General features: G+C 36.7%; 25 protein-coding genes, 1 pseudogene and 1 other annotated feature. Of the genes and pseudogenes, 3 read left to right on the top strand and 23 right to left on the bottom strand.

Translation table 11 applies throughout. The annotated features are described in order from the left end of the window. The 4 genes and pseudogenes from exsA to nadB all read right to left on the bottom strand — a co-directional run. Positions 1 to 1,284 (bottom strand): annotated as a pseudogene (exsA, locus tag BAQ49_RS13535) (spore coat assembly protein ExsA); the annotation flags it as partial. Between the two features lie 342 nt (positions 1,285 to 1,626). After that, positions 1,627 to 2,733, bottom strand: coding sequence for a quinolinate synthase NadA (nadA, locus tag BAQ49_RS13540; protein WP_071745746.1), 1,107 nt, complete (start codon positions 2,731 to 2,733; stop codon positions 1,627 to 1,629). Positions 2,734 to 2,763: 30 nt separating this feature from the next. Further along, entirely contained in the window at positions 2,764 to 3,597 is an 834-nt protein-coding gene (gene nadC / locus BAQ49_RS13545; protein WP_071745747.1) for a carboxylating nicotinate-nucleotide diphosphorylase, read from the bottom strand. 19 nt (positions 3,598 to 3,616) lie between these two features. Next, positions 3,617 to 5,146 (bottom strand): L-aspartate oxidase, encoded by a 1,530-nt coding sequence (gene nadB, locus BAQ49_RS13550; RefSeq protein WP_071745748.1) that lies wholly within the window; start codon positions 5,144 to 5,146, stop codon positions 3,617 to 3,619. Between the two features lie 153 nt (positions 5,147 to 5,299). Here nadB and BAQ49_RS13555 point away from each other — a divergent pair, with 153 nt between their 5' ends. From BAQ49_RS13555 to BAQ49_RS13565, 3 genes are all read left to right on the top strand, one after another. Beyond that, entirely contained in the window at positions 5,300 to 6,442 is a 1,143-nt protein-coding gene (locus tag BAQ49_RS13555) for an IscS subfamily cysteine desulfurase (protein ID WP_071745749.1), read from the top strand. Continuing rightward, complete coding sequence (locus tag BAQ49_RS13560; RefSeq protein ID WP_071745750.1) at positions 6,442 to 6,984, top strand: transcription repressor NadR; 543 nt, start codon at positions 6,442 to 6,444, stop codon at positions 6,982 to 6,984. The genes BAQ49_RS13555 and BAQ49_RS13560 overlap by 1 nt, the downstream gene beginning before the upstream one ends. Before the next feature lie 90 nt (positions 6,985 to 7,074). Beyond that, positions 7,075 to 7,722: an MOSC domain-containing protein gene (locus BAQ49_RS13565; RefSeq protein ID WP_071745751.1), complete on the top strand. Its 648-nt coding sequence runs from the start codon at positions 7,075 to 7,077 to the stop codon at positions 7,720 to 7,722. Positions 7,723 to 7,752: 30 nt separating this feature from the next. On the opposite strand, the gene BAQ49_RS13570 is transcribed toward BAQ49_RS13565, so the two are convergent. The 19 genes from BAQ49_RS13570 to mreC all read right to left on the bottom strand — a co-directional run bounded on the left by BAQ49_RS13570 (position 7,753) and on the right by mreC (position 25,146). Continuing rightward, entirely contained in the window at positions 7,753 to 8,256 is a 504-nt protein-coding gene (locus BAQ49_RS13570) for a GNAT family N-acetyltransferase (protein ID WP_071745752.1), read from the bottom strand. A gap of 21 nt (positions 8,257 to 8,277) precedes the next feature. Then, on the bottom strand, positions 8,278 to 9,129 hold the full coding sequence (gene pheA, locus BAQ49_RS13575; protein WP_071745753.1) for a prephenate dehydratase: 852 nt from the start codon (positions 9,127 to 9,129) through the stop codon (positions 8,278 to 8,280). Between the two features lie 96 nt (positions 9,130 to 9,225). Beyond that, the gene (locus BAQ49_RS13580) at positions 9,226 to 11,139 is read right to left on the bottom strand and encodes an ABC transporter permease (protein ID WP_071745754.1); all 1,914 of its coding nucleotides are present in this window, start codon (positions 11,137 to 11,139) and stop codon (positions 9,226 to 9,228) included. Positions 11,140 to 11,188: 49 nt separating this feature from the next. Beyond that, the gene (locus BAQ49_RS13585; protein WP_071745755.1) at positions 11,189 to 13,111 is read right to left on the bottom strand and encodes an ABC transporter permease; all 1,923 of its coding nucleotides are present in this window, start codon (positions 13,109 to 13,111) and stop codon (positions 11,189 to 11,191) included. Beyond that, the gene (locus BAQ49_RS13590) at positions 13,086 to 13,862 is read right to left on the bottom strand and encodes an ABC transporter ATP-binding protein (RefSeq protein WP_000114521.1); all 777 of its coding nucleotides are present in this window, start codon (positions 13,860 to 13,862) and stop codon (positions 13,086 to 13,088) included. The genes BAQ49_RS13585 and BAQ49_RS13590 overlap by 26 nt, the downstream gene beginning before the upstream one ends. A gap of 93 nt (positions 13,863 to 13,955) precedes the next feature. Beyond that, positions 13,956 to 15,038 carry a HAMP domain-containing histidine kinase gene (locus tag BAQ49_RS13595; RefSeq protein ID WP_071745756.1) on the bottom strand — a complete coding sequence of 361 codons (1,083 nt, stop codon included), beginning with the start codon at positions 15,036 to 15,038 and terminating at the stop codon, positions 13,956 to 13,958. Further along, positions 15,028 to 15,735, bottom strand: coding sequence for a response regulator transcription factor (locus BAQ49_RS13600; RefSeq protein WP_071745757.1), 708 nt, complete (start codon positions 15,733 to 15,735; stop codon positions 15,028 to 15,030). Before BAQ49_RS13600 ends, BAQ49_RS13595 begins: the two co-directional genes overlap by 11 nt. Positions 15,736 to 15,995: 260 nt before the next feature. Continuing rightward, on the bottom strand, positions 15,996 to 17,282 hold the full coding sequence (obgE, locus tag BAQ49_RS13605; RefSeq protein WP_000497121.1) for a GTPase ObgE: 1,287 nt from the start codon (positions 17,280 to 17,282) through the stop codon (positions 15,996 to 15,998). Beyond that, positions 17,282 to 17,830, bottom strand: coding sequence for a sporulation initiation phosphotransferase B (locus tag BAQ49_RS13610; protein WP_071745758.1), 549 nt, complete (start codon positions 17,828 to 17,830; stop codon positions 17,282 to 17,284). Before BAQ49_RS13610 ends, obgE begins: the two co-directional genes overlap by 1 nt. A 63-nt stretch (positions 17,831 to 17,893) precedes the next feature. After that, entirely contained in the window at positions 17,894 to 18,184 is a 291-nt protein-coding gene (gene rpmA, locus BAQ49_RS13615; RefSeq protein WP_000944957.1) for a 50S ribosomal protein L27, read from the bottom strand. Positions 18,185 to 18,187: 3 nt separating this feature from the next. After that, positions 18,188 to 18,532, bottom strand: a complete 345-nt coding sequence (locus tag BAQ49_RS13620; protein ID WP_001973720.1) for a ribosomal-processing cysteine protease Prp — start codon at positions 18,530 to 18,532, stop codon at positions 18,188 to 18,190. Positions 18,533 to 18,543: 11 nt separating this feature from the next. Next, positions 18,544 to 18,852 carry a 50S ribosomal protein L21 gene (gene rplU, locus BAQ49_RS13625; protein WP_000270907.1) on the bottom strand — a complete coding sequence of 103 codons (309 nt, stop codon included), beginning with the start codon at positions 18,850 to 18,852 and terminating at the stop codon, positions 18,544 to 18,546. A gap of 14 nt (positions 18,853 to 18,866) precedes the next feature. After that, positions 18,867 to 18,945 (bottom strand) — a sequence feature (ribosomal protein L21 leader region). 77 nt (positions 18,946 to 19,022) lie between these two features. Beyond that, complete coding sequence (locus BAQ49_RS13630) at positions 19,023 to 20,411, bottom strand: Rne/Rng family ribonuclease (protein ID WP_071745759.1); 1,389 nt, start codon at positions 20,409 to 20,411, stop codon at positions 19,023 to 19,025. Positions 20,412 to 20,478: 67 nt separating this feature from the next. Next, positions 20,479 to 21,339: a M50 family metallopeptidase gene (locus BAQ49_RS13635; protein ID WP_071745760.1), complete on the bottom strand. Its 861-nt coding sequence runs from the start codon at positions 21,337 to 21,339 to the stop codon at positions 20,479 to 20,481. Further along, positions 21,332 to 22,078, bottom strand: a complete 747-nt coding sequence (locus BAQ49_RS13640; protein WP_071745761.1) for a M23 family metallopeptidase — start codon at positions 22,076 to 22,078, stop codon at positions 21,332 to 21,334. The genes BAQ49_RS13635 and BAQ49_RS13640 overlap by 8 nt, the downstream gene beginning before the upstream one ends. 134 nt (positions 22,079 to 22,212) lie before the next feature. Further along, positions 22,213 to 23,010 carry a septum site-determining protein MinD gene (gene minD / locus BAQ49_RS13645; RefSeq protein WP_000503308.1) on the bottom strand — a complete coding sequence of 266 codons (798 nt, stop codon included), beginning with the start codon at positions 23,008 to 23,010 and terminating at the stop codon, positions 22,213 to 22,215. A gap of 2 nt (positions 23,011 to 23,012) precedes the next feature. Beyond that, positions 23,013 to 23,699 carry a septum site-determining protein MinC gene (gene minC / locus BAQ49_RS13650; protein WP_071745762.1) on the bottom strand — a complete coding sequence of 229 codons (687 nt, stop codon included), beginning with the start codon at positions 23,697 to 23,699 and terminating at the stop codon, positions 23,013 to 23,015. Between the two features lie 35 nt (positions 23,700 to 23,734). Continuing rightward, complete coding sequence (mreD, locus tag BAQ49_RS13655; protein WP_071745763.1) at positions 23,735 to 24,280, bottom strand: rod shape-determining protein MreD; 546 nt, start codon at positions 24,278 to 24,280, stop codon at positions 23,735 to 23,737. A gap of 14 nt (positions 24,281 to 24,294) precedes the next feature. Then, the gene (gene mreC, locus BAQ49_RS13660; protein ID WP_071745764.1) at positions 24,295 to 25,146 is read right to left on the bottom strand and encodes a rod shape-determining protein MreC; all 852 of its coding nucleotides are present in this window, start codon (positions 25,144 to 25,146) and stop codon (positions 24,295 to 24,297) included. Positions 25,147 to 25,181: the final 35 nt, after the last annotated feature.

Below are 25,181 nucleotides of genomic sequence, written 5' to 3' on the forward strand. Positions count from 1 at the left end.
CGGCATTTGGTTGTTATCCATTATTGGCATTATATTCGGCATTTGGTTGTTATCCATTATTGGCATTATATTTGGCGGTTGGTCGTTATCCATTATTGGCATTATATTTGGTGGTTGGTTATTATCCATTATTGGCATTATGTTCGGCACTTGTATATTTGGCGGTATTACTTGCGGGATAGTAACATTTTCTTTTGATACGTTTGGTGAGACTATATTCCCTATATTTTCTTTCTTCACTTGTGGCGAGACTATATTTCCTACATTTTCTTTCTTCACTTGCGGTGAGACTATGTTCCCTATATTTTCTTTCTTCACTTGCGGTGAGACTATATTCCCTATGTTTTCTTTTTTCACTTGTGGCGAGACTATATTCCCTACATTTTCTTTCTTCACTTGCGGTGAGACTATGTTCCCTATATTTTCTTTTTTCACTTGCGGTGAGACTATATTCCCTACATTTTCTTTCTTCACTTGCGGTGAGACTATGTTCCCTATATTTTCTTTTTTCACTTGCGGTGAAATTATGTTTCCTACGTTTTCTTTTTTCACTTGTGGTGAGACATTTCCTATATTTTCTTTTTTCGTTTGCGGAGAAATGACGTTGTTAGGTTTCATTTTATTAATTTGAGGAGCAATTAACTCGCTTCCCTTTTTTATTACATCTGAAATTTTATATTCTTTTTTCGCTTTAATTGGCGGTTGCGGTGGCTGTGGCAATACATTAATGGAAAATTTAGTATTCTCCTTCGTAGTTGGCTTTTGCTTTTCTACTTTCTCTATAACAGGTGGTTTTTGAATAACAGACGGCATTTCAACTGGTTTTTCTTTTTGAATCGGCTTTTCTTGTTGTACTTCTTTTTGCGGCTTCACCTGTATTTCTTTTTGTGGTTTCACTTGCATTTCTTTTTGCGGTTTTACCTGCATTTCTTTTTGCGGTTTTACCTGCATTTCTTTTTGCGTTTGTTGCATAGCTGGCTCTTGTGTAATAGGTGCTGATTGATACGTAATTTCCTCTTCATCTTCTATTCCAAGTGGAGTTGATGTTGATGCAAACTCTTTTTGTTGCACCTCTTTTACATATTGTTTTGGCGGCGTAGAACCCGCTCCAGGCTGTTGTTTCACATGAACGCCGTTTGATGGCACTTTAATTTTCATACCTGGCATGATTAAATCTGGATTACTAAGCTGTGTATTTGTTTTTTTCAGCGTGTCAAAATCCACTCCGTACTTTTTTGCAATTTTCCAAAGGGTATCCCCTTTTTGCACGATATGAATTTTCAAATTTTCCCCCTCCTGTATAACTTATCTATAAGTAACAAATCTCATGAAGTAACCCTTTCTAAATAACATTAACTTCTTTTCACTTTCATCACTTCTTCGATTTTCAATATCATTTGAAGTGGAATAAGCATAAAGTGAAACTTTAATCAGTGGGGTGTTCTCCCGCACTGATTATTAGCCCTCACCAAACTTCTTTGCATCAGCCGAAGTTTGAAGTGAGAAGTTTTACTGCCCGCAAATAGCGGGATAAAAAAATCACAATGATTTCCTCAACACAATGTATGCCTATTTCATTCTTGTTATGATTATATGTACAAAAAAAGCAACGGAAATCCCGTTGCTTTAAACGCGTTCTAACATACGATTTAATGCCAGAACTGCTTCTTCGGTTACTTTATTTTCTACACGAATAACGTTAATTTCTTCTCCTCTTTCTATATTCTCAAGCGCCCATAGTAAGTGAGGTAAATCAATTCGGTTCATTGTTAAGCACGGACACATAAACGGATTTAACGACATAATTTCTTTATCTGGATGTTGCTGAATAATTCGGTTCACTAAATTCATCTCTGTACCAATCGCCCACTTACTTCCCACTGGAGCAGCTTCAATCATATCAATAATATATTTCGTTGATCCTGCATAATCGGATGCAGCAACAACTTCATAACAACATTCAGGGTGAACAATAATATTCATATCCGGATGATTTTTTCGCACACTTTCAATATTTTTCACAGTAAAATTTTGATGAACAGAACAATGACCTTTCCATAAAATCACTTGAATTCCTTCTAGATCTCCATCGTACTCTAATGAATCTGTATGCGGGTTCCATACTGCCATTTTATCTAATGGGATGCCTAAGTCGTACGCTGTATTTCTTCCTAAATGTTGGTCTGGCAAAAAGACGAGACGTTCTTTTTGTGTAAACGCCCAAGACACCATTTGTTTTGCATTAGAAGAGGTTACTGTTGCCCCTCCATTACGACCGCAAAATGCTTTAATAGCAGCTGTTGAATTTACATACGTTAGTGGAATCATCGTATCCCCAAATAATTTCGCGAGCTCTTTCCACGCTCTTTCTGTTTGTTCAATATCTGCCATATCCGCCATTGAACACCCTGCACGCATATCTGGTAAGATGACAACTTGATCCTCTGTCGTTAACATATCTGCTGTTTCCGCCATAAAGTGCACACCACAAAACACAATATATTTCGCCTCTTTATTACTCGCCGCAACTTGTGCAAGTTGCAACGAATCCCCTGCCGCATCTGAAAATTGTACCACTTCATCTTTTTGATAATGATGCCCTGGGATAAATAGCAATTCACCCATTTTTTCTTTAATTTCGCGAACACGCTCTTCCATTTCTAATGTAGACGCCGTTTGATAACGCTCTGGTAACATTACTTCGATTGGCTGCACTTTCTCTAAAATACCCATTTATGATTCTCCCCCTCTAAACCACTCTCATCACGCCTCAATATTAAAACTAATATCAAGTGCTTTCACTGAATGTGTTAACGCCCCAAGTGAAATATAATCCACTCCTGTTTTTCCGTATTTCGATAAATCTTCAATTGTAATGCCACCTGAAGCCTCCGTAACGATGGCACTCGGTACAATTTTTGAAAACTCACGAATCTCATCTGGCGTGCGATTATCGAACATGATAATATCTGCGCCGGCCTCTACCGCTTCTCTCACTTGCGCCTCCGTCTCTGTTTCGACTTCTACTTTCACCATATGTCCCAATCTTTCTTTCACCGATGTAACAGCTTTTGTAATCGATCCAGTAAACGTAATATGATTGTCTTTAATCATGACACCATCATACAAACCGAATCTGTGGTTAAATCCACCTCCGCACACTACCGCATATTTATCAAACATACGTAGTCCCGGCATCGTTTTTCTCGTATCACAAATACGCGTATGATTGCTATCTAACGTAAGTACTGCTTTACGAGTCATCGTTGCTATCCCGCTCATACGCTGAATAATATTTAATATAACGCGCTCCGCTGTTAATAAAGATGCAATAGGCCCTTTAGCTGTTGCTATAATTTCACCTTTTTCTACTAAGTCCCCATCTTTTTTATGGAGTGTAACTTCAATTTTTTCATCAATTAGTTTAAAACCCTCTTCTATCACTAAACTCCCCGCAAAGACCCCTGTATCCTTTACAAGAAACGTTCCTTTTGCAATTGCATTATCGGGAAAGATAAGCTGCGATGTTACATCTCTTTCTCCTATATCTTCTAGAAAAAATCTATTTAGCGCTTCCTTAATTTTTAATGTGTTCATAAAACCCCTCTTCTCCTCATTAAACCAGTTGTAGTTTTCTTCTCACTCGAATAATCTCTTTCCTTACTTTATTTCTTTCTGGATAATCACTGCGATAATGACCACCAATACTTTCTTCTCTTTGCAATGCTGATACTGTTATAAGCTCACAAACTGTTAACATATTAATAAGCGTAATCTCTTCATCTGTAAGAGCATCATATTGTAATATCATATTTCTCACACCGTATCTACTAAACCATCTCATAGCATATGATAAATTTTTCTCTGTTCGCACAATCCCAACATACTTCATCATGTATTCTTGTATTTCTTCTTTCAAAGGTAAATCATTAAGAGCTATAAAACTTTTTTCTCTTTCTTCTGATATACTTTTTCTTTCTTGTGCTGGTCTAGCTAAAATGTGTTTCCCTATCCGCCTTCCGAACACAAGACCTTCCAATAATGAATTACTCGCCAATCTGTTCGCACCATGAACTCCATTACACGCCACTTCACCGACCGCATATAAGTTGGAAATGGACGTCTCCCCATCACAATTCGTCTTCACGCCGCCCATATGAAAATGAGCACCCGGTACGACCGGAATAAGGTTCTCTTTTAAGTCAACGCCATTCTTTTTACATAATGATGAAACAGTCGGAAAACGCTGTTCAAAGTTTTGAATAGTTTCGATGTTTAAGTACACTTTTTCACCCGCAAGAAGTTGTTCATGAATAGCTCTTGCCACTACATCACGCGGAGCAAGATCTTTCCCGGGATGTATATCCATCATAAAACGCTGTCCCTTTTCATTTATAAGGACAGCTCCTTCCCCGCGGACTGCTTCAGAAACGAGACCGCAACATCGCCCGCCCACGTATAACATTGTCGGATGAAATTGTACAAATTCTAGATCAACTAGTTCACCACCAGCTCGATATATCATCGCAAGTCCATCTCCTGTAATTGTCTCGTCATTCGACGTAAAGGCATACAAACCACCTATTCCGCCTGATGCTAACACCGTATAATCAGCATAATAACGCTTCAGCTCTCCTTCACTATTTCGTGTTAAAGCCCCTATGCATTTATTATTTTCTATCATAAAATCGAGCACCATCTCTTGCTCTACAACAGTAACGTACGGAACTACTTCTTGAATTAAATGTTCTAATAAATTTTTACCAGTTGCATCTCCTCCCGCATGTAAAATACGACGTTTTCGATGCGCTCCTTCTTTACCAAGGTGGAGCTCTTTTTCATCCCCATCAAATTTCATCCCATTTGTAATAAGCTTATTTATTTCTTTCGGCCCCTCTTCAACTAAATACCGAACTGCCTCTTCATTGTTATAATGACAACCTGCCACTAATGTATCTTCAAAATGCCCACTCGGATCGTCATATGCAGCAACAGCCGCTGCAATTCCCCCTTGAGCTAAATATGTATTGTTATTGCGTCCTGTTTTTTTTGTGATAATTATCACATTCTTTTCGTGACAAAGCTCTTTTGCAACACGAAGTGCCGCAACGCCACTTCCAATAATCAAGACATCTGCACTTGGCATAATTGTTGCCTCCTACTTTACACTTTTCAACTGTCTTGACACCTATATTTACATAGTTTTAAAATAATGACAAGAGTTTTTTTACAATTCTTATTTTCAATATCATTCTCAAAACGAAAATAAACATCACTCTTACTGAAGAGAGGAATTCACATGATGATATATCTTGATTACGCAGCAACAACACCTATGAGCGAAGAAGCTTTAGAAACATATATACAAGCGACGAAAACATATTTCGGAAATGAACAAAGTTTACACGATATTGGTGGAAGTGCATCTTCTTTATTACAAGTTTGTAGAGAAACATTTGCAGAAATGATCGGTGGGAAGGAACAAGGTGTATTCTTCACAAGCGGTGGTTCAGAGTCTAACTATCTTGCGATTCAATCACTTCTAAATGCTAGAAATGAGAAACATATTATTACGACACCTATGGAACACGCATCGATTCGAAGTTATTTTCAATCCTTACAATCGCAAGGCTATACAATTACTGAAATTCCTGTTGATAAAAGTGGGCTAATTCATTTAGCAGATTTAGAAGCAACTATTACGGAAAATACTGTTCTAGCAAGCATACAGCATGGAAACTCTGAAATCGGAACCGTTCAAAACATTACAGAAATCGGGGCACTTTTAAAAAAATATAATGTTTTATTTCATACGGATTGTGTGCAAACATTTGGTAAACTGCCTATCCATGTTTTTGAGATGGGGATTGATAGCCTTTCTGTTTCAGCACATAAAATATACGGCCCAAAAGGTGTCGGCGCTTGCTATATAAATCCGCAAATGCGCTGGGAACAAGTATTTCCGGGAACTTCTCATGAAAAAGGGTTTCGCCCTGGTACAGTGAACGTTCCTGGCATCGCTGCTTTTTTAACGGCTGCAGAGCATATATTAAAAAATCAAAAGAAAGAGAGCTTCCGTTTTCAAGAGTTACGATCCTATTTTTTAAAGCAATTACAAACACTTCCTCTAGAAATTGAAGTAGAAGGTCATTCTACTTCTTGTTTACCACATATTATTGGGGTTACAATAAAAGGAATAGAAGGTCAATATACAATGCTAGAATGTAATCGTCATGGTATTGCCATTTCCACCGGAAGTGCTTGCCAAGTCGGTAAACAAGAACCTTCAAAAACAATGGTCGCAATTGGAAAAACGTATGAAGAGGCAAAACAATATGTCCGCTTTTCTTTCGGACATCACACAACGAAAGAACAAATTGATACAACTATTCATGCACTACACACAATTGGAAATCAATTTTATAGAGGTGTTAAATCATAATGAAACAAAATGATCAAAAAAAGATTTTAGGTGAAGAAAGACGTCAGCTTATTCTTCAATGGCTTCTCGCTGCAAATGAACCATTATCGGGGAGTGAGTTATCTAAAAAAACAAATGTAAGTAGGCAAGTTATCGTACAAGATATTTCCTTACTAAAAGCACGAAATGAACCCATTATTGCGACTGCTCAAGGATATTTATATTTAAAACCACAAGCGAAGCAACAAGCTTTTGAACGCGTAATCGTATGCCAACACAAACCAGCCGAAGTACGCCAAGAACTTACAATGTTAGTGGACCACGGTGTTACGATTAAAGACGTAAAAGTTGAGCATCCTGTATACGGCGATTTAACAGCATCGATCATGGTAAGTAATCGCTTTGATGTAGAGCAATATTTACAAAAAATCGAGAACACAAACGCTTCCTACCTTTCGCAACTAACAGATGGTATTCACTTACATACAATCGAAGCAGATTCTAAAGAGAAATTAGATGCTGCTTGTGAGGCACTAGACCGTGCTGGATTTCTCGTTTATTAATTAATGTAAAGCACAGAGTTTTTCATCATTCTCTGTGCTTTTATTTTGTAAATGATATAATATTGTAATCAATTGTAAAGGAGGTCAAATATGGGAATTGAACTCGTTCACTTTAGCACCGGTAAACCGAAACAAATGAAATATGGCGAAGATAAAGAAATGATAACAGGTATATGTAAAGATCCTACAGAAGAGGCCTTTCTCTCAAAAGATGGATTCCGTGGTGATGATGTAGCAGATTTAAAACATCACGGGGGACCTGACCGCGCTGTTTGTGTGTATCCATACGAACATTACGCACTATGGGAAGAAGAATTCCAAACAACACTTCCAGCTTCCACATTTGGCGAAAACATTACCGTAACAAATATGTTAGAGCGTGATGTTTGCATCGGAGATACATATCAACTAGGTGAAGCAATCATTCAAGTAACACAATCGAGAGTACCTTGTAGCACTATTTCAAAACGCCTCGGTATTCCTGGCATACTTCCTCGCATTGTAGCAACTGGATATACTGGATACTTATGCCGCGTTCTTCAAGAAGGTGCTGTACGTAAAGATTCTAAAATGACATTACTAGAGCGTCAACCGAGTAATGTTTCTGTTCTTTTCTCTAACGAAATCTATTTCCATAATAGAAAAGATAGAGATGGCATTGAGAAGATTCTTGCTGTACCAGAACTAGCAGACATTTGGCGTGGTCAGTTAGAGGATCGGCTTGCGAAGTTAAAATAAAGAATCCCACCTTCTGCAGGTGGGATTTTATTAATCTAGCAAAATTATCTCCGTTGATTCAATAGAATAGACAGCTTGCTCTGCCCCAAACCGATAATACGTTTGAATTAATTTCATACGTAACCGTTCTAAAAGTTTACGCGAAGGTATATTAGCCATTTGTGTTACTGCAATTACTTTTGATAAATGTAATTCCCGAAAACCATACTGAATTAAAGCCTGAACAACTTCTGTTGCATAGCCAACTCCCCAGTACATCGGTAAAAATTGATAAGATACTTCAATATCTTTATTAACATCATTTGGATCGAGCGATACTACTCCCAAAAATGCTTTTGTTTCCTTCTCTTTAACAATCCAATACCAACAGTTTTCTTCCGGATGCAACATATCATTCAAAACATCTCTAATCGACTCTTCTTCACGCGGTCCACCAAGATATTTTCTCACTTCTTCATTTAAATATAGTTCTTTTATACTTTCGTAATCTAATTCATGAACTGTATTTAATAAACAACGTTTCGTTTCAAGCAAGTTTAACAGCCTCCTCGCTTTTTACAACCAATAAGAAGAATAACTCCCCAGCACAGTAACAGAAAAACCGAGCGCTTCAAGTTCCATCGTTACGCCTGGCAATAATACGTCATCGTATGCTTTATCGACATCGATTAAGAAAAAGTAATTTCCAAGACCTGTTTTCATTGGGCGAGATTCGATTTTTGATAAGTTCAATTTTCTCCATGCGAAAGCTGATAACACTTGATATAGCGCTCCTGCATAATCCGCAGGTAACGTTATCATAAGTGTCGTTTTCTCTCCGCGATTTTCTCCGTTGTTTGGGAGTACTGCTTTCTTTTTCTTATGCAGAACAAGGAAACGCGTATGATTGTTTTTATGCGTATGAATGTCACGCCTTACAATTGTTAATCCGTATTTTTCTGCCGCTGCTTCATTTGCAATGGCGGCGATTTTTTCTTCAGGATGTTCTTTCACATATTGCGCAGCAGCGCTTGTTGATGTCATATCACGAACGGTTACCCCTTTTAATTCCTCATTTAAAAATTTATGGCACTGTGCAATAGCATGTGGATGAGAATGTACAGCATATACTTCTTCCCACACTTCTGCATACCGGGGATGTACAAGTAAGTGTTGCTGAATCGGTACTGTAATTTCTCCTACAATAGAAAGTGGTTGCTCATGTACAAGGTAATCGACAGTTATATTTACTGAACCTTCAATCGCATTTTCTAACGGTACAACTGCGAAGTCCACATTTTCATTTGCAGCTGCATCTATACAATCTGGAATCGTTCGATACGGTACATGCTCCGCTTCCGGAAAAAAACGACTCACCGCCATATTTGTAAATGTTGCTTCTGGTCCTAAATATCCTACTCGAATCATCGTCTTTTCCCCTCTTTTTCGTTTTCTTACTGTTATACCATACTTTTTTATATTCTTCTATGTAAATTTCGAATATTAAAAAAAGACTAACATCCGCTAGTCTAAATGTTTCCTATATTCTCTTTGAGCAAAAAAGAAATAAATGATGCATGCAGCGATATAATACAGAATAAACAAACCTACTTTTCTTAATGAACCGTCCATAAAGAAAGTATTATGAAACGTATATAACGCAACTGCACTATGCATACTTCCTACTATAATTGGCGCAAAAAATAGCATACACAATTGCCAACGAGAAATTTTCCACACTTCTTCCTTCGTCATTCCAAGTTTGGAGAGCGCACCATACTGTTTACGATCCGATGCAATATTATGAAACCATTTAAAATATACGATACTACATGAAGTAAGAAAGAATAATATACTAATGAATGAACCTACAAATAGAGTAATATCACCGCCTTCTTTCATACTCACATAGAATTCCATATTACTTCGAAATGCATTATTATTATCTTGTTTCATATGTTTACGTAAATCTGCATTTAATTTCTTTGTATTTTCGATATTTGGTAATGTGTAGCCTCTATATATCATTTTTTCAGAATCCGGAATTGTATTTGCTATACTGTTAAAATCTTCATCATTCATGACGAAAAACAGACCATTAATGTATGAAGGGTGATAGTTAAATTGTACCCCTTCCTTCTGACCGTTAAATACCAATTGATGCGTTTGATTCATTACTTGTAATTGAATCCCTTTTTGATCATATAAATTCGGATGATTCCGCTTATTATAATAAACAAGTGTAACTGTTCCTTTTTTAGGATGATACGTTCTCTGCTTTTGTTTTCTTGCCTCTTGATTGTATTCACTTTCCTTTATAAGCGGCGTTACTTCTGTTTCCCCCTTATTGGACTGAAAAGATGCATACACTCCAACAAAACTCATGTATTGAAAATCATCATACCCATATTGATGCAGCAGTTTTTCAACCGTACCTTCCTCAAAGACTTCATGAGCAGAAGTACCTTTCTCTATGTACGAAAATGAGTGTACCCCTCCGTCCCTCCACATATCTTGCATACTAGAAAAATATAAGAACACCGTACCGGTTGCCGTAACTACAAACGTCGTTGCCATAGACATCAGAAAGAAAAAGCGACCATTTTCTTTCATTCGATGTGACAATTGGTTTACTATAAATAAATACGGATATGTATACATAATCTTTTTATTTCGTTTTATCATTTCTAATATTTGTGTAACGCCGTGTGTAAATGAGAAATACGTTCCAAAAGAAATTAATATAACAACAGGAAAAAAGTATAATGCTATCGTTGGCATCGTCGCTTGTAGCGATAACGTATATCCTATCCCTAAACAAGCAAAACCGAATAAACAGAGCCACTTTGATGTTTTCCGCTCTTTTTTATCCGTTCGAAATTCTTTCAATAACCGAATGATTTTTATATTCCATATTCGTAAAGCACTTATAAAAGATAAAACAGCAAATACGACCATATACGCAATAAACGTTCCCCCAATTGCTCTCACGTCAAATATGACAGGGAGTTCTTTCGGGAGACAAAGTAACATACTAAACACCATGAAGAAGAGCTTTAAAAAGATCATGCCAAGCCCAATACCGAAAATATTAGCAAACATTCCAATTAATATTTGCTCGGTCATAATCACTCCTATTACGTTAGATTTCGTTGCTCCCATTAACATATATAACCCTAGTTCTTTCTTACGTGCTTCTATGAAAATAGAAGTAGAGTACAAAATAAATATGATAAAAAAAGAAATAATTATAATGTTACATATGATAAGACCCCAGCGTACATTTTGATACCACATCGTCTCTTGCATATACGGATGTACAATGACAGACATATATGCAAAAGACGCAAATATTGCAAAACAACTACTTAAGAAAAACACTTTATAATTACGCCAATTTCCCTTTATATTTTGCAGCGCTAGTTGCCGAATGTTCATCTATCGTCCCCCTGTAACTTACTACATAGGCAAAAAGCTAGAGGTTTCCCTAGCTTTTTACGTGTTTTAAATATCCTCTTTGCGCGATCATAAAGTAAATGGCAGAAGCTACAATGTATGCGCCAATTACAATCGCACCTGATTTCCATAAATCAATATAAAGCATTTTCCCTAACGTATGAAGAGCAAATCCACTATGAATTGCACCGATTAAAATCGGGATAAAGAAGATAACACCCATTTGACGAATTGCAATTTTACGAATTTCTTTATCTGTCATACCGATTCTCTTTAATGATTTAAATTGAATACGGTCTTGTTCTTTATCGTTAAACCATTTAAAGTATGTCATGCTACAAGCGAAGAAGAAGAACAGTACTGCTACGAAAAAACCGATGAACATTGTAATTGCTCCTGATTCTCTTATATCTTTATAAGCAAACACTGAATTCTTCAGTTCTCCTTGCTTTTCTGGCGCAATTTCCTTTTTCAAATCTAACACAAGGTCTTCAGTACTCTTCCAATCTTCAATATAATAACCATAATATTTCGTCTTTTCTTCATCTGGTACGAGTTTTGCGTATTTCTCAAAATCTTGATCATTCACAATGAGATATTCATCATCATTAAAAACAGAATATGAAGTTGGTTCATTTAACTGAACAGACTGTTTTTGCCCATTAATTGTAATTTCATATGGCTTCGTACGATCTATCTTCACTAGATCATTTGTCATATCACTCATGATCATCGTCGCACTACCTGGTGCATTATGAACTTCTCTAACTTCTTCCCTTTTTTGTTTACGCACTTCCGCATTATATTCTTTCTCTGCAATAATCGCTGTTGGCACTTCATGTTCACTGTTAAAAAACGTTATTTTCTGCGTTGCAGGTATTTTTACGTAGGTTATTTTTCGTGCATCTTCAAATCCATTCTTTTTTAATAATACCTGTACTTTTTCCTCGTTAATAATGGTATGCGTATTTATACCCTTTTCCTCATATGAAATAGCATGTGGCGTAAGATCTATCGTTTTCGCACTCATATTTTCAAAATATACATAAAGCGTACCAACTGCTGAAGAAACAACAGCTGTAATGATAGAAATAACAAATAGAAAACGCGCATTATCTTTCATTTTATAAATAAGATTGCTAAGGACGAACATGTTTGGATATGTATAAAATGATTGTTTTCTTTTTTGCAATGCTTTTAATACGACTGTACTACCTTGTGTAAATAGTAAATACGTTCCTCCAATTGTCAGTCCGACGATTGGTAAGAAATACATTATAAAATTCATAATTGTTACTTGGAAACAAAGGACATACGCAGCAATAATACATCCTATTCCTGCTACACATAACCATGTAAATGCAAACGGCTCTACTTTTTGTTTTCTAGCTTCCCTTAATAAATCAATAATTTGCAAACGTCCTACTGTCCAAACACTAAACAATGATAGGATTAAAAAGAGGATAAAGTATATGCCAGCTGTAATCAGAACTGCTTTTCCATTCCACACAAGCGGCAATGCTTTATCAACCTTTAGTAAGACACTGAGTGCTTGGAAAAATAGTTTTGAACAAAGCATTCCAATCCCGATACCTACTACAATTGCAATACTACCTAACATAAGTTGTTCTAATATAATCATTCTGCCAAGTTGAGACTTTGTTCCACCTATTAATGTTAATAAACCGAATTCTTTTTTTCTTGCTCGTAAAAACGTTGAATTTGCATATAAAATAAAGAGTGCTGAGAAGATGACTACGATGTAATTCATTGATTCTAACCCTTTTGTAATCATCGTCTTCATACTAATATTACCGCTGACGACATCTGGATGATAAATGAAGGAAGCATACATGAAAAATACGACAATCGATAAACAACTACTAATAAGAAACGCTTTATAATTACGCCAATTTCCTTTTACGTTATTAAGCGCGAGCTGGCGAAAGTTCATGATATTCTCCTCCTAGCATCGCAAGTACGTCTAGAATTTCTTGGAAAAAGGCTTGCTTCGTTCTTCCTTTATGTATTTCTGAGAAAATCTCTCCATCGCGTATGAAAAGTATGCGTTCACAATAACTAGCCGCTACTGGATCGTGCGTTACCATTGCAATTGTCACTTTCTTTTGTTCATGTAAGTCTTGCAACGCACCCATTAATGATTTTGCTGACTTCGAATCTAAATTACCAGTCGGCTCATCTGCTAAAATTAACGTCGGTTCATGAATGATCGCTCTCGCAGCAGCTGCACGTTGTTGTTGTCCACCTGATACTTCGTATACTTTTTTATTTAAAATTTCTTCGATGTTTAAAAACTTCGCAATTTCAAGTACTTTCGCGTCAATTTCTTTTACAGATTTCTTCGCCATTACAAGAGGCAAAATAATATTTTCTTTAATCGATAACGTATCAAGTAAGTTAAAATCTTGGAAAATGAATCCTAAATGTGTACGACGAAACTCTGCTAATTTTGCAGCACGCATTTGATTAATTTCTTCACCATTTACAAGCACATGACCTGAAGTTTGTTTATCAATTGTTGCTAATAAATTTAAAAGCGTTGTTTTCCCGCTCCCTGAAGGCCCCATAATTCCTACAAATTCGCCTTCTTCAATTTTAAAATTTATATCATGTAAAGCAGTCGTCGCTACTGAGCCTTTTGATTGGTACACCTTTGTTAATCCCTTTACTTCAAGAACACTCATTTCTAATCCCCCTATGTGTTTTCTTCTTACATTTACTATAAGAAAAATAAGAAAAAGAAACGAGTGATTTCCCTTACAAAACGTTTTGTTATCTTACAGTTTTGTCATTTTTCTCATCAATGTATGATATTCTTCATCTTTTGCAAATTGGAACGTGAATGTCGTTCCTTCTCCTTCAGCCGATTGCACATACATTCCATGATGTAAATTATCGCAAATTTCCTTCGTAATATATAAACCCATTCCAGTCGCTTCTCTCGTTTTACGGCCATTTATCCCCGTAAAGAATGGATCAAATATGCGCTTTACATCTTGCTCTGGAATACCAATTCCATTGTCCTTAATGTGTAATAACACTTTTTGGTCTTTCTCTTCAATTTGAAATTGAATTTCCTTTTTCTCTGCCTCCGAAATTTTTGTATACTTAATTGCATTCACGACAATTTGACTCATAGCGATACTAAGCCACTTTCTATCAGACGCAATCATACAAACCTCTTCTTCAACCATCAGTTTCGGAAATACAGAAGATTGAATGAATGACTTTCGATTTTCATTAATAATATCTCGAATGACATCTATAACATTTACTACTTCTACTTTATAATCCTTCGCAAACTGATCTAATCTTGCCATATGTAACGCTAAATCTAAGCCATTTAAAATACGGTTATTTTCTTCACGAATACTTTCAATCGTTCCCCTTGCCTCACGATGTTCCTTACCATATTTCTGTAACAATAATTCAATAACAGATACTGGGGTTTTCATTTGATGAATCCATTGGTTCATAAAAATCATTTGCTGTTGCTCTTTCGTATGCTGTTTATGAACTTCATTCATATATTGCCGCCTTAATAACGTAAACGATTCAACGACCATTTCTTGCTCTAATGTGTAAGAAGCATCTATAAGTAACGAATCGTGTAACGTATGTCCACCGGCAATATACTTTTCTATTCTCTTTAAAAACACACTTCGTTTTCGGTAATCGTAAATAAGGTATACACTAAACACAACTGTCCCCAATAAAAGGCCATATAACCACGTACTCCAGTCAAGTGATCGCTTTTCTAAAAGACTTTGCAACTGCAATACGACCCCAAATAAACAAAGGCTTATAATGTAAGAAAGGATTAGGGAAAAACGATCTATGAGGTAACTTTTAACCTTCATGCCCTTCGCCCCACTCAGTTAGAAGCGCATAACCATATCCACGTTTCGTTACAATTGCATTTTTAATGCCTAGCTCCTCTAGCTTCTTCCTTACACGTTTCACATTTACAGTTAATGTATTATCATCAACAAATGCTACTTCATCCCATAAAGCCTCTAACAACTCTTCACGCGTTACGTATTGATTCGCTTGTTTCATTAAACATTCTAATAAATAAAACTCATTTTTTGTAAGTTCCGTTTGTTGCCCTTTCCACTCTACTGTGTGCTGTGATGGGAATAATAACAACCCATTGACACCTAAACAATCACTTTCCGCTGCCAAAGCATACTCACCATATCCACGGCGAAGTGCACTCTTCACCTTTGCCATTACGATATCTAAATGGAATGGCTTCGTAATATAATCATCCCCACCATTCTCAATCGCCATCACTTGATCCATTTCACCTGTTCTGGCGGAGACAAAAATAATCGGTGCATTCGATACTGTGCGAATTTGACGACACCAATAGAAACCATCAAAGTACGGTAAATTAATATCGAGTAACACTAGATGTGGATTTATTTTTACGAACTCATCTTTTATATGACGTAAATCACTTACTCTAAATGATTGATAGCCATACCTTTCTAAATGCTCCTCTAATATTCCCGCGATTTTCTCATCATCTTCCACAATTAATATTTTATACATGTACTCTTTCTCCCCATAAATATTCTTCTAAAATTACTCCTTTTTCTATTATAAATTGAAAATTTAATTAGTGGGGATTTTTTCCTATAAGAATCGGACTTTTACGATATAAAGTGAAACTTTAATCCACCTTCACCAATCTGGCGTTTACGGGCAGTAAGGATCCCACCTAACTTCTTTGCCCCAGCTGAATTTTGAGATGGGAGTTTTACTGCCCACAAATAGCGGGATAAAAAAAAGACCGCCATATTTCGGCAGTCTTAATCGATAAATTCAAATTCATATTCAAGAATTTTGACAATATCTCCGTCTTTTGCACCACGTGCACGAAGCGCTTCATCAATACCCATTCCACGCATTTGACGAGCGAAACGACGTATAGATTCATCACGTGAGAAGTCCGTCATTTTGAATGTCTTCTCGATATCGTAACCAGAAATAACAAACGTGCCGTCACTTTCACGTGTAATTTCAAATTTAAGACTTTCAGCATCAAATTTGTACATTACACTTGCTTCAGACTCTTCGACAACATCGTACATTGGGAATTCTGGTGTTGTTTCTAATAAGTTCGCTACTTCAAATAGTAAATCACGAACACCTTGTTTCGTTACAGCTGAGATTGGGAAGATTTTTACTTCGTCTCCCACTTTCTCTTTAAATGCTTGTAAGTTTTCTTCTGCATCTGGCATATCCATTTTGTTTGCTACAACAACTTGTGGACGCTCTGTTAAACGCATATTGTATTCTTTTAATTCATTATTGATTGTGACATAATCTTCATATGGCTCACGGCCTTCTAAACCAGACATATCAATAACATGCACGATTACACGTGTACGCTCAATATGGCGTAAGAATTGGTGTCCAAGTCCAACGCCGGCATGTGCGCCTTCAATTAGTCCAGGAAGGTCAGCCATAACGAAGCTGCGGTTATCACCAGTTTCAACAACTCCAAGATTCGGAACGATTGTTGTAAAGTGATACTCTGCAATTTTCGGACGTGCTGATGATACAACAGATAATAATGTAGATTTACCTACACTTGGGAATCCAACAAGTCCAACGTCTGCTAGTACTTTAAGTTCTAGAATAACATCACGTTCTTGACCTGGTTCCCCGTTCTCAGCGATTTCTGGCGCTGGGTTCGTTGCTGTTGCGAAACGTGAGTTACCACGGCCACCACGGCCACCTCTTGCGATTACAGCTGTTTGTTCATGCGTTACTAAATCGGCAAGAATTTGACCTGTTTTTTCATCTTTTACTATTGTTCCTGGTGGAACCTTTACGATTAAATCTTCAGATTTACGACCGTGCTGACCTTTACTCATTCCGTGCTGACCGCGATCAGCTTTGAAATGACGTTGGTAGCGGAAATCCATTAATGTACGTAAGCCTTCTTCAACAACAAAAACAACATCTGCACCTTTACCACCGTCGCCACCTGCTGGGCCACCTTTAGGTACATACTTCTCACGACGATACGCAACCATTCCGTTACCACCGTCGCCGCCTTTTACATATATCTTGACCTGATCTACAAACATTATTTCACCACACTTTTTTCGATTAGTTGTAATATAACTGAGACTTCTTCGTCTCGTACTGTATAAGAAATGGAATACCATTTATTGTTTTGGTTCGCAAGCCAATTCTGTAGTTCTTCTACACTCGTTAGCTTACCACGAAAATCAAAAAAGAAACGAGCATTCTCCGCGTCACATTCAATTGTGATACAAACATAATTTTCAACATATACGTCTAAACTATGCTGAAGCATTGAGAAAAATTGATTCGTCCATGTACATACAGTCTCATCTAGATGAGATAAGTTATGTAATTTCCCTAATACTTCGTACTCCAATAAGCACGGCTGCTGTTTCCAATTATATGTTAAAATCCACTCTGAAAATAAAGGCATTGATAGCCCCATCAGATTGGATTCTTGTCTCGCTTCTTGGACAAAACGATCGATGAGCCTATGAATCTCTTCCACTTTTCCAAGGGAAAGGTTTCCTTTAACCATCTGCAAACGATTGAGCCAATCATGTCTTGAGTGGCTCAACGCATCTATAATTGTCCATTTTTCATTCATTTAGATACCCCTTAATATAGAAAAACTCTAACCTGCACTCAGGTTAGAGTTTTCCGTGAGTTCTTATGCTTCTTGAGCAACAGGATATACGCTCACTTGTTTGCGGTCACGGCCAAGACGCTCAAAGCGTACTACGCCGTCAACTTTCGCGTATAAAGTGTCATCGCCACCACGACCAACGTTAACACCTGGATAAATTTTTGTACCGCGTTGACGGTAAAGAATTGAACCACCTGAAACCGTTTGACCATCTGCGCGTTTAGCACCAAGACGTTTTGACTGAGAGTCACGACCGTTCTTTGTACTACCTACACCTTTCTTAGATGCGAAAAACTGAAGATCTAATCTTAACATACGTTACACCTCCTGCACTTTTTCTATTAAACGGATATACTTTCCGTAATCAAGTTCGATCGTCTTTAGCGAAACAACCAATCCTTCTAAAAGCGTTTGTGCTTTTTCTGCTGCATGAACGTCTAAATCATTAGGCAATTCATACGTTAAGAATCCACCATCACTTCCGAGTTCAATAGTTGCCTGCACATTACAAAGCTCTTCCACTGCATTTATAGAACCAAACACAACCGCTGTAGTTCCAGCACAGACAAGGTCTTGTCCATGTGGCGCATAATCGGCATGTCCAGTCATTTTAAATGATTGGATACTTCCTAATTTCGTGCGACTTATCGTAATTTTAATCATGTTAACCTGAATTAAGCGTTGATAGCTTCAACAACTAGCTTAGTGTAAGGTTGACGATGACCTTGTTTCTTACGATTGTTCTTTTTCGCTTTGTATTTGAAAACGATGATTTTCTTAGCGCGACCTTGTTTTTCAACTTTAGCAGTCACTGTTGCGCCTTCTACAACTGGGCTACCAACTTTAACGTTTTCGCCACCAACGAAAAGAACTTTGTCAAAAGTAACAGTTTCACCAGCTTCAACATCTAATTTTTCAATGTAGATTGCTTGACCAGCTTCAACTTTAATTTGTTTTCCACCTGTTTCGATAATTGCGTACATACTTGCACCTCCTCTTAATTACTAAGACTCGCCAAAAACGAGGTAGACATAAAATGTCTTTAGGGAACCTGTCTTGTGCGGTTGTAGCATATAGCCGTTTAGGTGCTATAAACTATAACATAAAGATGTTATCATGAATCATAGACTATTGTCAATAAATGTTCTGCTAACTATTTTTTCCGTTCTACAATTTCTTTCTTACTTCCAAATCGGATAATAGCGTACTTTTCGATAATATCATCTTTAAAATAAATTTCAAATGGAAGATTTTTTTGTAATTCTTTTTGTAGAAAATGCTTTTGCAAAATTTTCGGTGCAGCGATTAATACTGCTTCATCTTCTATATTGCCATATGTAATTAGTTCTCTCTCTAACTCATACGCAATCGTTTCATAAGACATAACATACCCCGTCGCTTTACAAGGTGCACATTCTTCTAATAATACGTCACGTAACGAATGTTTCTTACGTTTTCGCGTCATCTCCAAAATCCCTAACTCAGTAAACCCAAGCACTCTCGTATAAGTGCGATCATCTTGCATAGCAGCTATGAGACTTTCCCTTACCTTTTCTTTATCTTCTCGTCTTTTCATATTAATAAAGTCAATTAATATCATTCCGCCAATATCACGAAGTCTTAATTGACGAGCAATCTCTTCAGCAGCCATTTCATTTGTACGAAGTACTGTATCTTGTAAATTTTGTTTTCCAGTAAACTTACCCGTATTCACATCAATTACAGTCATTGTCTCCATTTGTTCCACGATTAGATAGGCACCATTTGGGAGCCAAACAATTTTTTGAAGTGCTTTCTCAATTTCACGTTCTATTCCAAAATGATTAAACATCGAAGATTTTTCATTATAAAAGGATACTCTTTCTTTCCCTACTTTTTCTTCTAATTCTTTTACCACACTTCTTGTATCTACAACTACTTTTTCAATCGTTTCAATTGGGTTCTCCTGAAATACACGATCTAAAAACGTCGCTGGTCGATGAAGTAGTAACGGTGCCTTCCCCTGATCTTCTTTTCTTTTTAATTCTTCATATAGTTGTTGCAACCCTTGCATTTCAGCTTGTATTTCATCGATTGTTCCTTTTTCAGAAGCAGAACGGAATATATATCCTCCTGTCCCTTCCACTTCAATATGAAGTAATTCTTGTCTTCTCTTGTTATTTTTTATTTTCCGAGAAACAGCACGCATTTCATCATACGGCATATACACGACATATTTCCCAGTAAATTCTATCTTCGCCGTTAACTTTGGCCCTTTCGTATCAATTGCCTCTTTGACAACTTGTACAAGTATTGCTTGTCCCTCATGTATGCGATATGAAGGTGGTACATCATCGTATGAAAGATATGCATGTTTTTCTAATCCGATATTTACAAAGGCCGCATTCATTCCAGCAATTGTTCTTACGATACGTCCAACATAAATATGTCCGACAATTTCCTGCTCTTCATTACGTTTCCATAATAGCTCGACAACTTTTCGCTTCTCTTCTATCGCAACACGCTTTTCCGAACCAGTGTAATTAATATATAACGTCTTCAAAATTCTTTCCTCACTTTATAATTTTCTTTGCTTTTACAATAATAAAAGGTTAGTGTTATCGTCAACACTAACCTATCAATTCTTCAACAGATGACGTTGTTCGTTTTTCAGCAAAATACGCATAGAGCAATTCATTTTCATCCAATGTGTAATGCTCTTTATATTTTCCATGGACGATAATAGAGTGTTTGTATCCTCTACGAAATTTCGTGAAAATCGTATATAAACGATCTTCTGTATTCACCTCAATAGGTGCAATTTTTTCAATATCTCTTTTATTCCCATAATAACGTTCTAATAAAAAGCGCATAAATGCGTACCGTCTTTGTTTCCATTCTTGATACAAAGAAATCGCTAGAAAAACAAGTAATACCCACATCATAATGTTATTACTATTCCAAAATAACTGCCACCCTAATATTACACTAAAAAAAACACATGACAATTTCATCATCTTTTCATGTGCTTGTAAATAAGGAAAACGATATGATAATACATTAAATAATACTTTTCCACCATCAAGTGGCCAAATAGGCAATAAATTAAAACCTAAAATAACGACATTATTCCACACAAAGAAATGATACAAATCATCAGTTACCCAACCCGCTTGATACAAAATATAAGCGACTGCAATCATCCATATATGCTGAATTGGCCCCGCTATAACGACAATTAATTCTTCTTTTAATGACTTATTCCCATGTTCTTCGAGCTCAGCTACGCCACCAAAGGGCAAAAGCTGAATTTGTTTAATACGCCAATTATAATATGCAGCTGCAAAAGCATGCCCAAGTTCATGAACTAGAACGATACAAAATAGTAATATTAATTCTTTAAAGCGTGCCGTGAAAATACCAATAATGATAATAACCCAAAACAATGGATGTACTGTAATTTTTGTTAAAACCTCTCTATATTTAATCAAATGAAATCACCTGAATCGGATCAATAAATTTTTCATTCTTTTTCATCGCGAAATAAAATTTGCCGTTTTTATTATTTTCGTCGCTATTCACCGTTCCGATTTTTTGTTTTTTTGAAACGTAATCATATAACTTCACTGACATATCGTTTAAATTTCCATACCAAGACTCCGTGCCATCAGCGTGTTGAATTTGAACTGTATTTCCAAGTTCCTCTTTCTTGCCCGCAAAAACAACTACACCTTCATTCACTGACTCAACCGTTGCATTTGTAGCCGTTTGAACAAATACACCTTGGCCATTTTTTTGAAACCCTTGCATCACCTTTCCAGAGGCAGGAATCGCATAATCCTTTTGCTGAATAGCCTTTTCTTTTTTCTCATTTGGAGAAAAGAAAACGAGAGGTTTTCCAAACTGCTTTTCATACCATTTCGATATAGTAGCAAATTGAAACTCTTCTTGCATAACTTTTTCTGTGACAGCTCTAGTACCATCAAAAGAAGAAGGTGCATTCTTAAATAAAATAGCAACTGAGAGAACTAATATTGCTGACAGCAAAACTTTGAAGAGAAAAACTTCTTTTCGAAATAGAGGGTGAATTTCCTTCTCTCCTTCTTCAATAAATACCGTGTCACTATCAAAGTCTCCTCCAGCAAAATACTGATCTTCCTCCATCCTTTCTTGCTCTGCTTTCCTTTTCGCAATCCGCTTTTTAATTTCTTCCACACGTCTATTCTTCATACTGTCTCCTTTCTTTAGTGAGCCTTATTCAAATAGAAACAGTTATATACAGTTTGTACATATGTATGAGTTATGGAAGAAAGATATTCATGCGAAGAAAAAAAGAAAGCACTCCGCATTTATGCGAAGTGCTTTTAACGAATTCCAAAGAAATTTTTCATCTTTGTAAATACCGATACTTTTTCTTGTTCAAATGCTTGTAATGGCACATTCTCACCTAACAAACGTCTTGCAATATTGCGATAAGCTATTGCTGCTTTTCCGCTCGGTTGCAACGCTACAGGTTCGCCTGTATTCGTAGCACGAATAACTTCATCATCATCTTCGACAACACCAAGAAGCTCGATTGACAATGTACGTACGATTTCATCAACATCTAACATATCCTGTTCATGAAGCATATGACTACGCACACGGTTAATGACAAGTTTCGGCGGTTCAATATCCTCTTTCTCTAAAAGCCCGATAATACGATCCGCATCACGCATTGAGGATACCTCTGGTGTTGTTACAACGATTGCTTTATCCGCACCTGCTACAGCATTTTTAAATCCCTGCTCAATCCCCGCAGGACAATCAATTAATATGTAATCATAATCTTGACGTAATACTTGTATTAATTCATCCATTTGTTCAGGTGTTACCGCCGATTTATCGCTCGTTTGTGCTGCAGGTAATAAATAAAGATCATCAAAACGCTTATCTTTAATAAGAGCCTGAGGTAAACGACAACGCCCTTCAACGACATCAACAAGATCAAATACAATACGATTTTCCAGCCCCATTACTACGTCTAAATTGCGTAAACCGATATCTGTATCAATTAAACACACTTTCTTTCCAGATAACGCAAGGGCTGTACCAATGTTCGCAGACGTTGTAGTTTTACCTACGCCGCCTTTTCCAGATGTAATTACTATTGCCTCTCCCACAGCTATACAATTCCCCTTTCTAACTTTGTTAAATTAGGTCTAAGATGAGTGAGAAGTTGCAGGCGATCGACAACAATGTGATTGTTCTCATTAATATACGCACATTCGGCCGCCTCCGCTCCGTCCTCTTTCTCTTCCGGAGCCCGCATTGTCACATCACTAATTCGGAGTTGCATAGGGTTCATAATAGATGCAGCAATAACAGCTTCTGAATCTCCATCATACCCCGCATGTGCAACCCCTCTTAGTGATCCCACGACAAAAATATTCCCCCCAGCGATAACCGTTCCGCCTGGATTAACATCTCCAATTAATAATAAATTTCCTTTTACATGTAAAACTTGTCCAGAGCGAACAATTTTGGAAATAGGGACAATTTCTGTTTCTTCTTTCCAAGCTATTGCTTCTGCTTTTGTTATAACATCACTATCAATTGATTCCACAACAAGATTCTTCTTATTGCGAATTAACGTACGAATCTCTTCTTGTTGTACTTCTGTTAAATAACGATTTCCTACTTTAACACGCACTTCAATCAAAGAACGTCCGTCACCATCATAGTAATGTGTAGAAAGCTTTTCATCCAATTCTTTTAATAGTTCAGAGAATGAACAGCAATCATCTAAATGAAGTGTTATTCCATCTTTTGTCCCTTTTATCGTTACATTTTGTTGCTTTTTTTCTTCCACTAAAGTTCACCCCACCGATTCAATTCGACATAAAATTAGAAAATCCTTTTTTCTTTTTCTTCCATCGCTTTTGAAAGACGCACTAAATATCGTCTCAGTGGGAAACAAACTATCAATAAGAAAATTCCATTTAGCAATAAAGTAGCAAGGAGACGATCAGTGAAAAAGACATACGCCGACATGTGAGTACGCCCTAACAAAGTTAAAAATCCATACACATAATACTCTAATGCTGCAATACTAGCTAATACGATAGAAACAACAATAAATAAATTCAATTGCAATACCTTCATCGCACTATAAACTAAATATGTCAAAATTGGATAAGCAAATATATATATACCAACAAGTTCTGTGTATACGGTATCAAATAAGAAACCAAATAATAGTCCGTAGTAAATCCCTTGAACCAGACCATAGTACACTGTAATAAAACATAACACAATTATAAAGAAATGAGGTGCTGCTATACTGTCTTTCCAAAAGACGTCTATTGGAACAACAGTAGAGAACATATTTTCAAATAAAAAAACAAAAAGGAGCAAAAGAGGAAGAGCTGCTCTTTTTAAAACTTTCATCATCTCTTCTTCCCCCCCTATTCTAACGGTGCCGAAGGCGTGTCACGTTTGACAACCGTAATATGCTCTACGTCATTTAAATCAGCAGCAGGTTTTACATAAGCTGTTTTTGTTAAACCGTATGGATCAGGCTGAACATCAACGATTTTTCCGATTACAAGACCCTTCGGGAAAATATCACCAAGTCCAGATGTTACAACTAGTTGATCTTTTTGTACTGGTACATCAGAGCCAATCTTTGTGAAAAGAAGTAATTGTTTTTCTTTATCGTAACCTTCAATCAACCCAAAGATTTTTTCTTGTCCTTGTACAATAGCAGAAACACGGTTTGTTCGGCTCATAGAACTTAACAACTCTACTGATGATGTAAACTGAGATACACTTTTCACTCGTCCAACTAAACCTTGTGAAGTTATTACCGCCATATCTTTTTTAATTCCTTGTTGTGCCCCTTTATCAATTCCAACTAGATCGTACCATTTGTCGGGATTACGAGAAACAACAGTAGCTGGAATTTCAGTATAACCGCTATTTAACGCTGTTTTACCAGTTAACTCTTGTAGTTTCTTTTTATCATCTTCTAATTGCTTTACGTCAACTGATAACTTTGCATAGTTATCTAATTTTGCTTTTAATTCTTTATTCTCTTCATACGTGCGCTTTACATCTTCTACGTTTTCGAAGAATCCGGCAACATAATTCGCTGGCTTTTGGAATACACGTTCTACAACACCGACAGTATCTTTTATAAACTGCTCGGGCCATGTTAAACTGTTCCGTTCTTTCAATGAGATTCCAATCAATGCCACGAGAAGAATAATACTAACTAACAAAACAATTAATCTTTTGTTTAAGAAAAACTGTGGCACGTTCACACCCTCTTAATTTCATTGATTTTTATTTT

It is taken from the genome of Bacillus proteolyticus, assembly GCF_001884065.1.
GTDB lineage: Bacteria > Bacillota > Bacilli > Bacillales > Bacillaceae_G > Bacillus_A > Bacillus_A proteolyticus.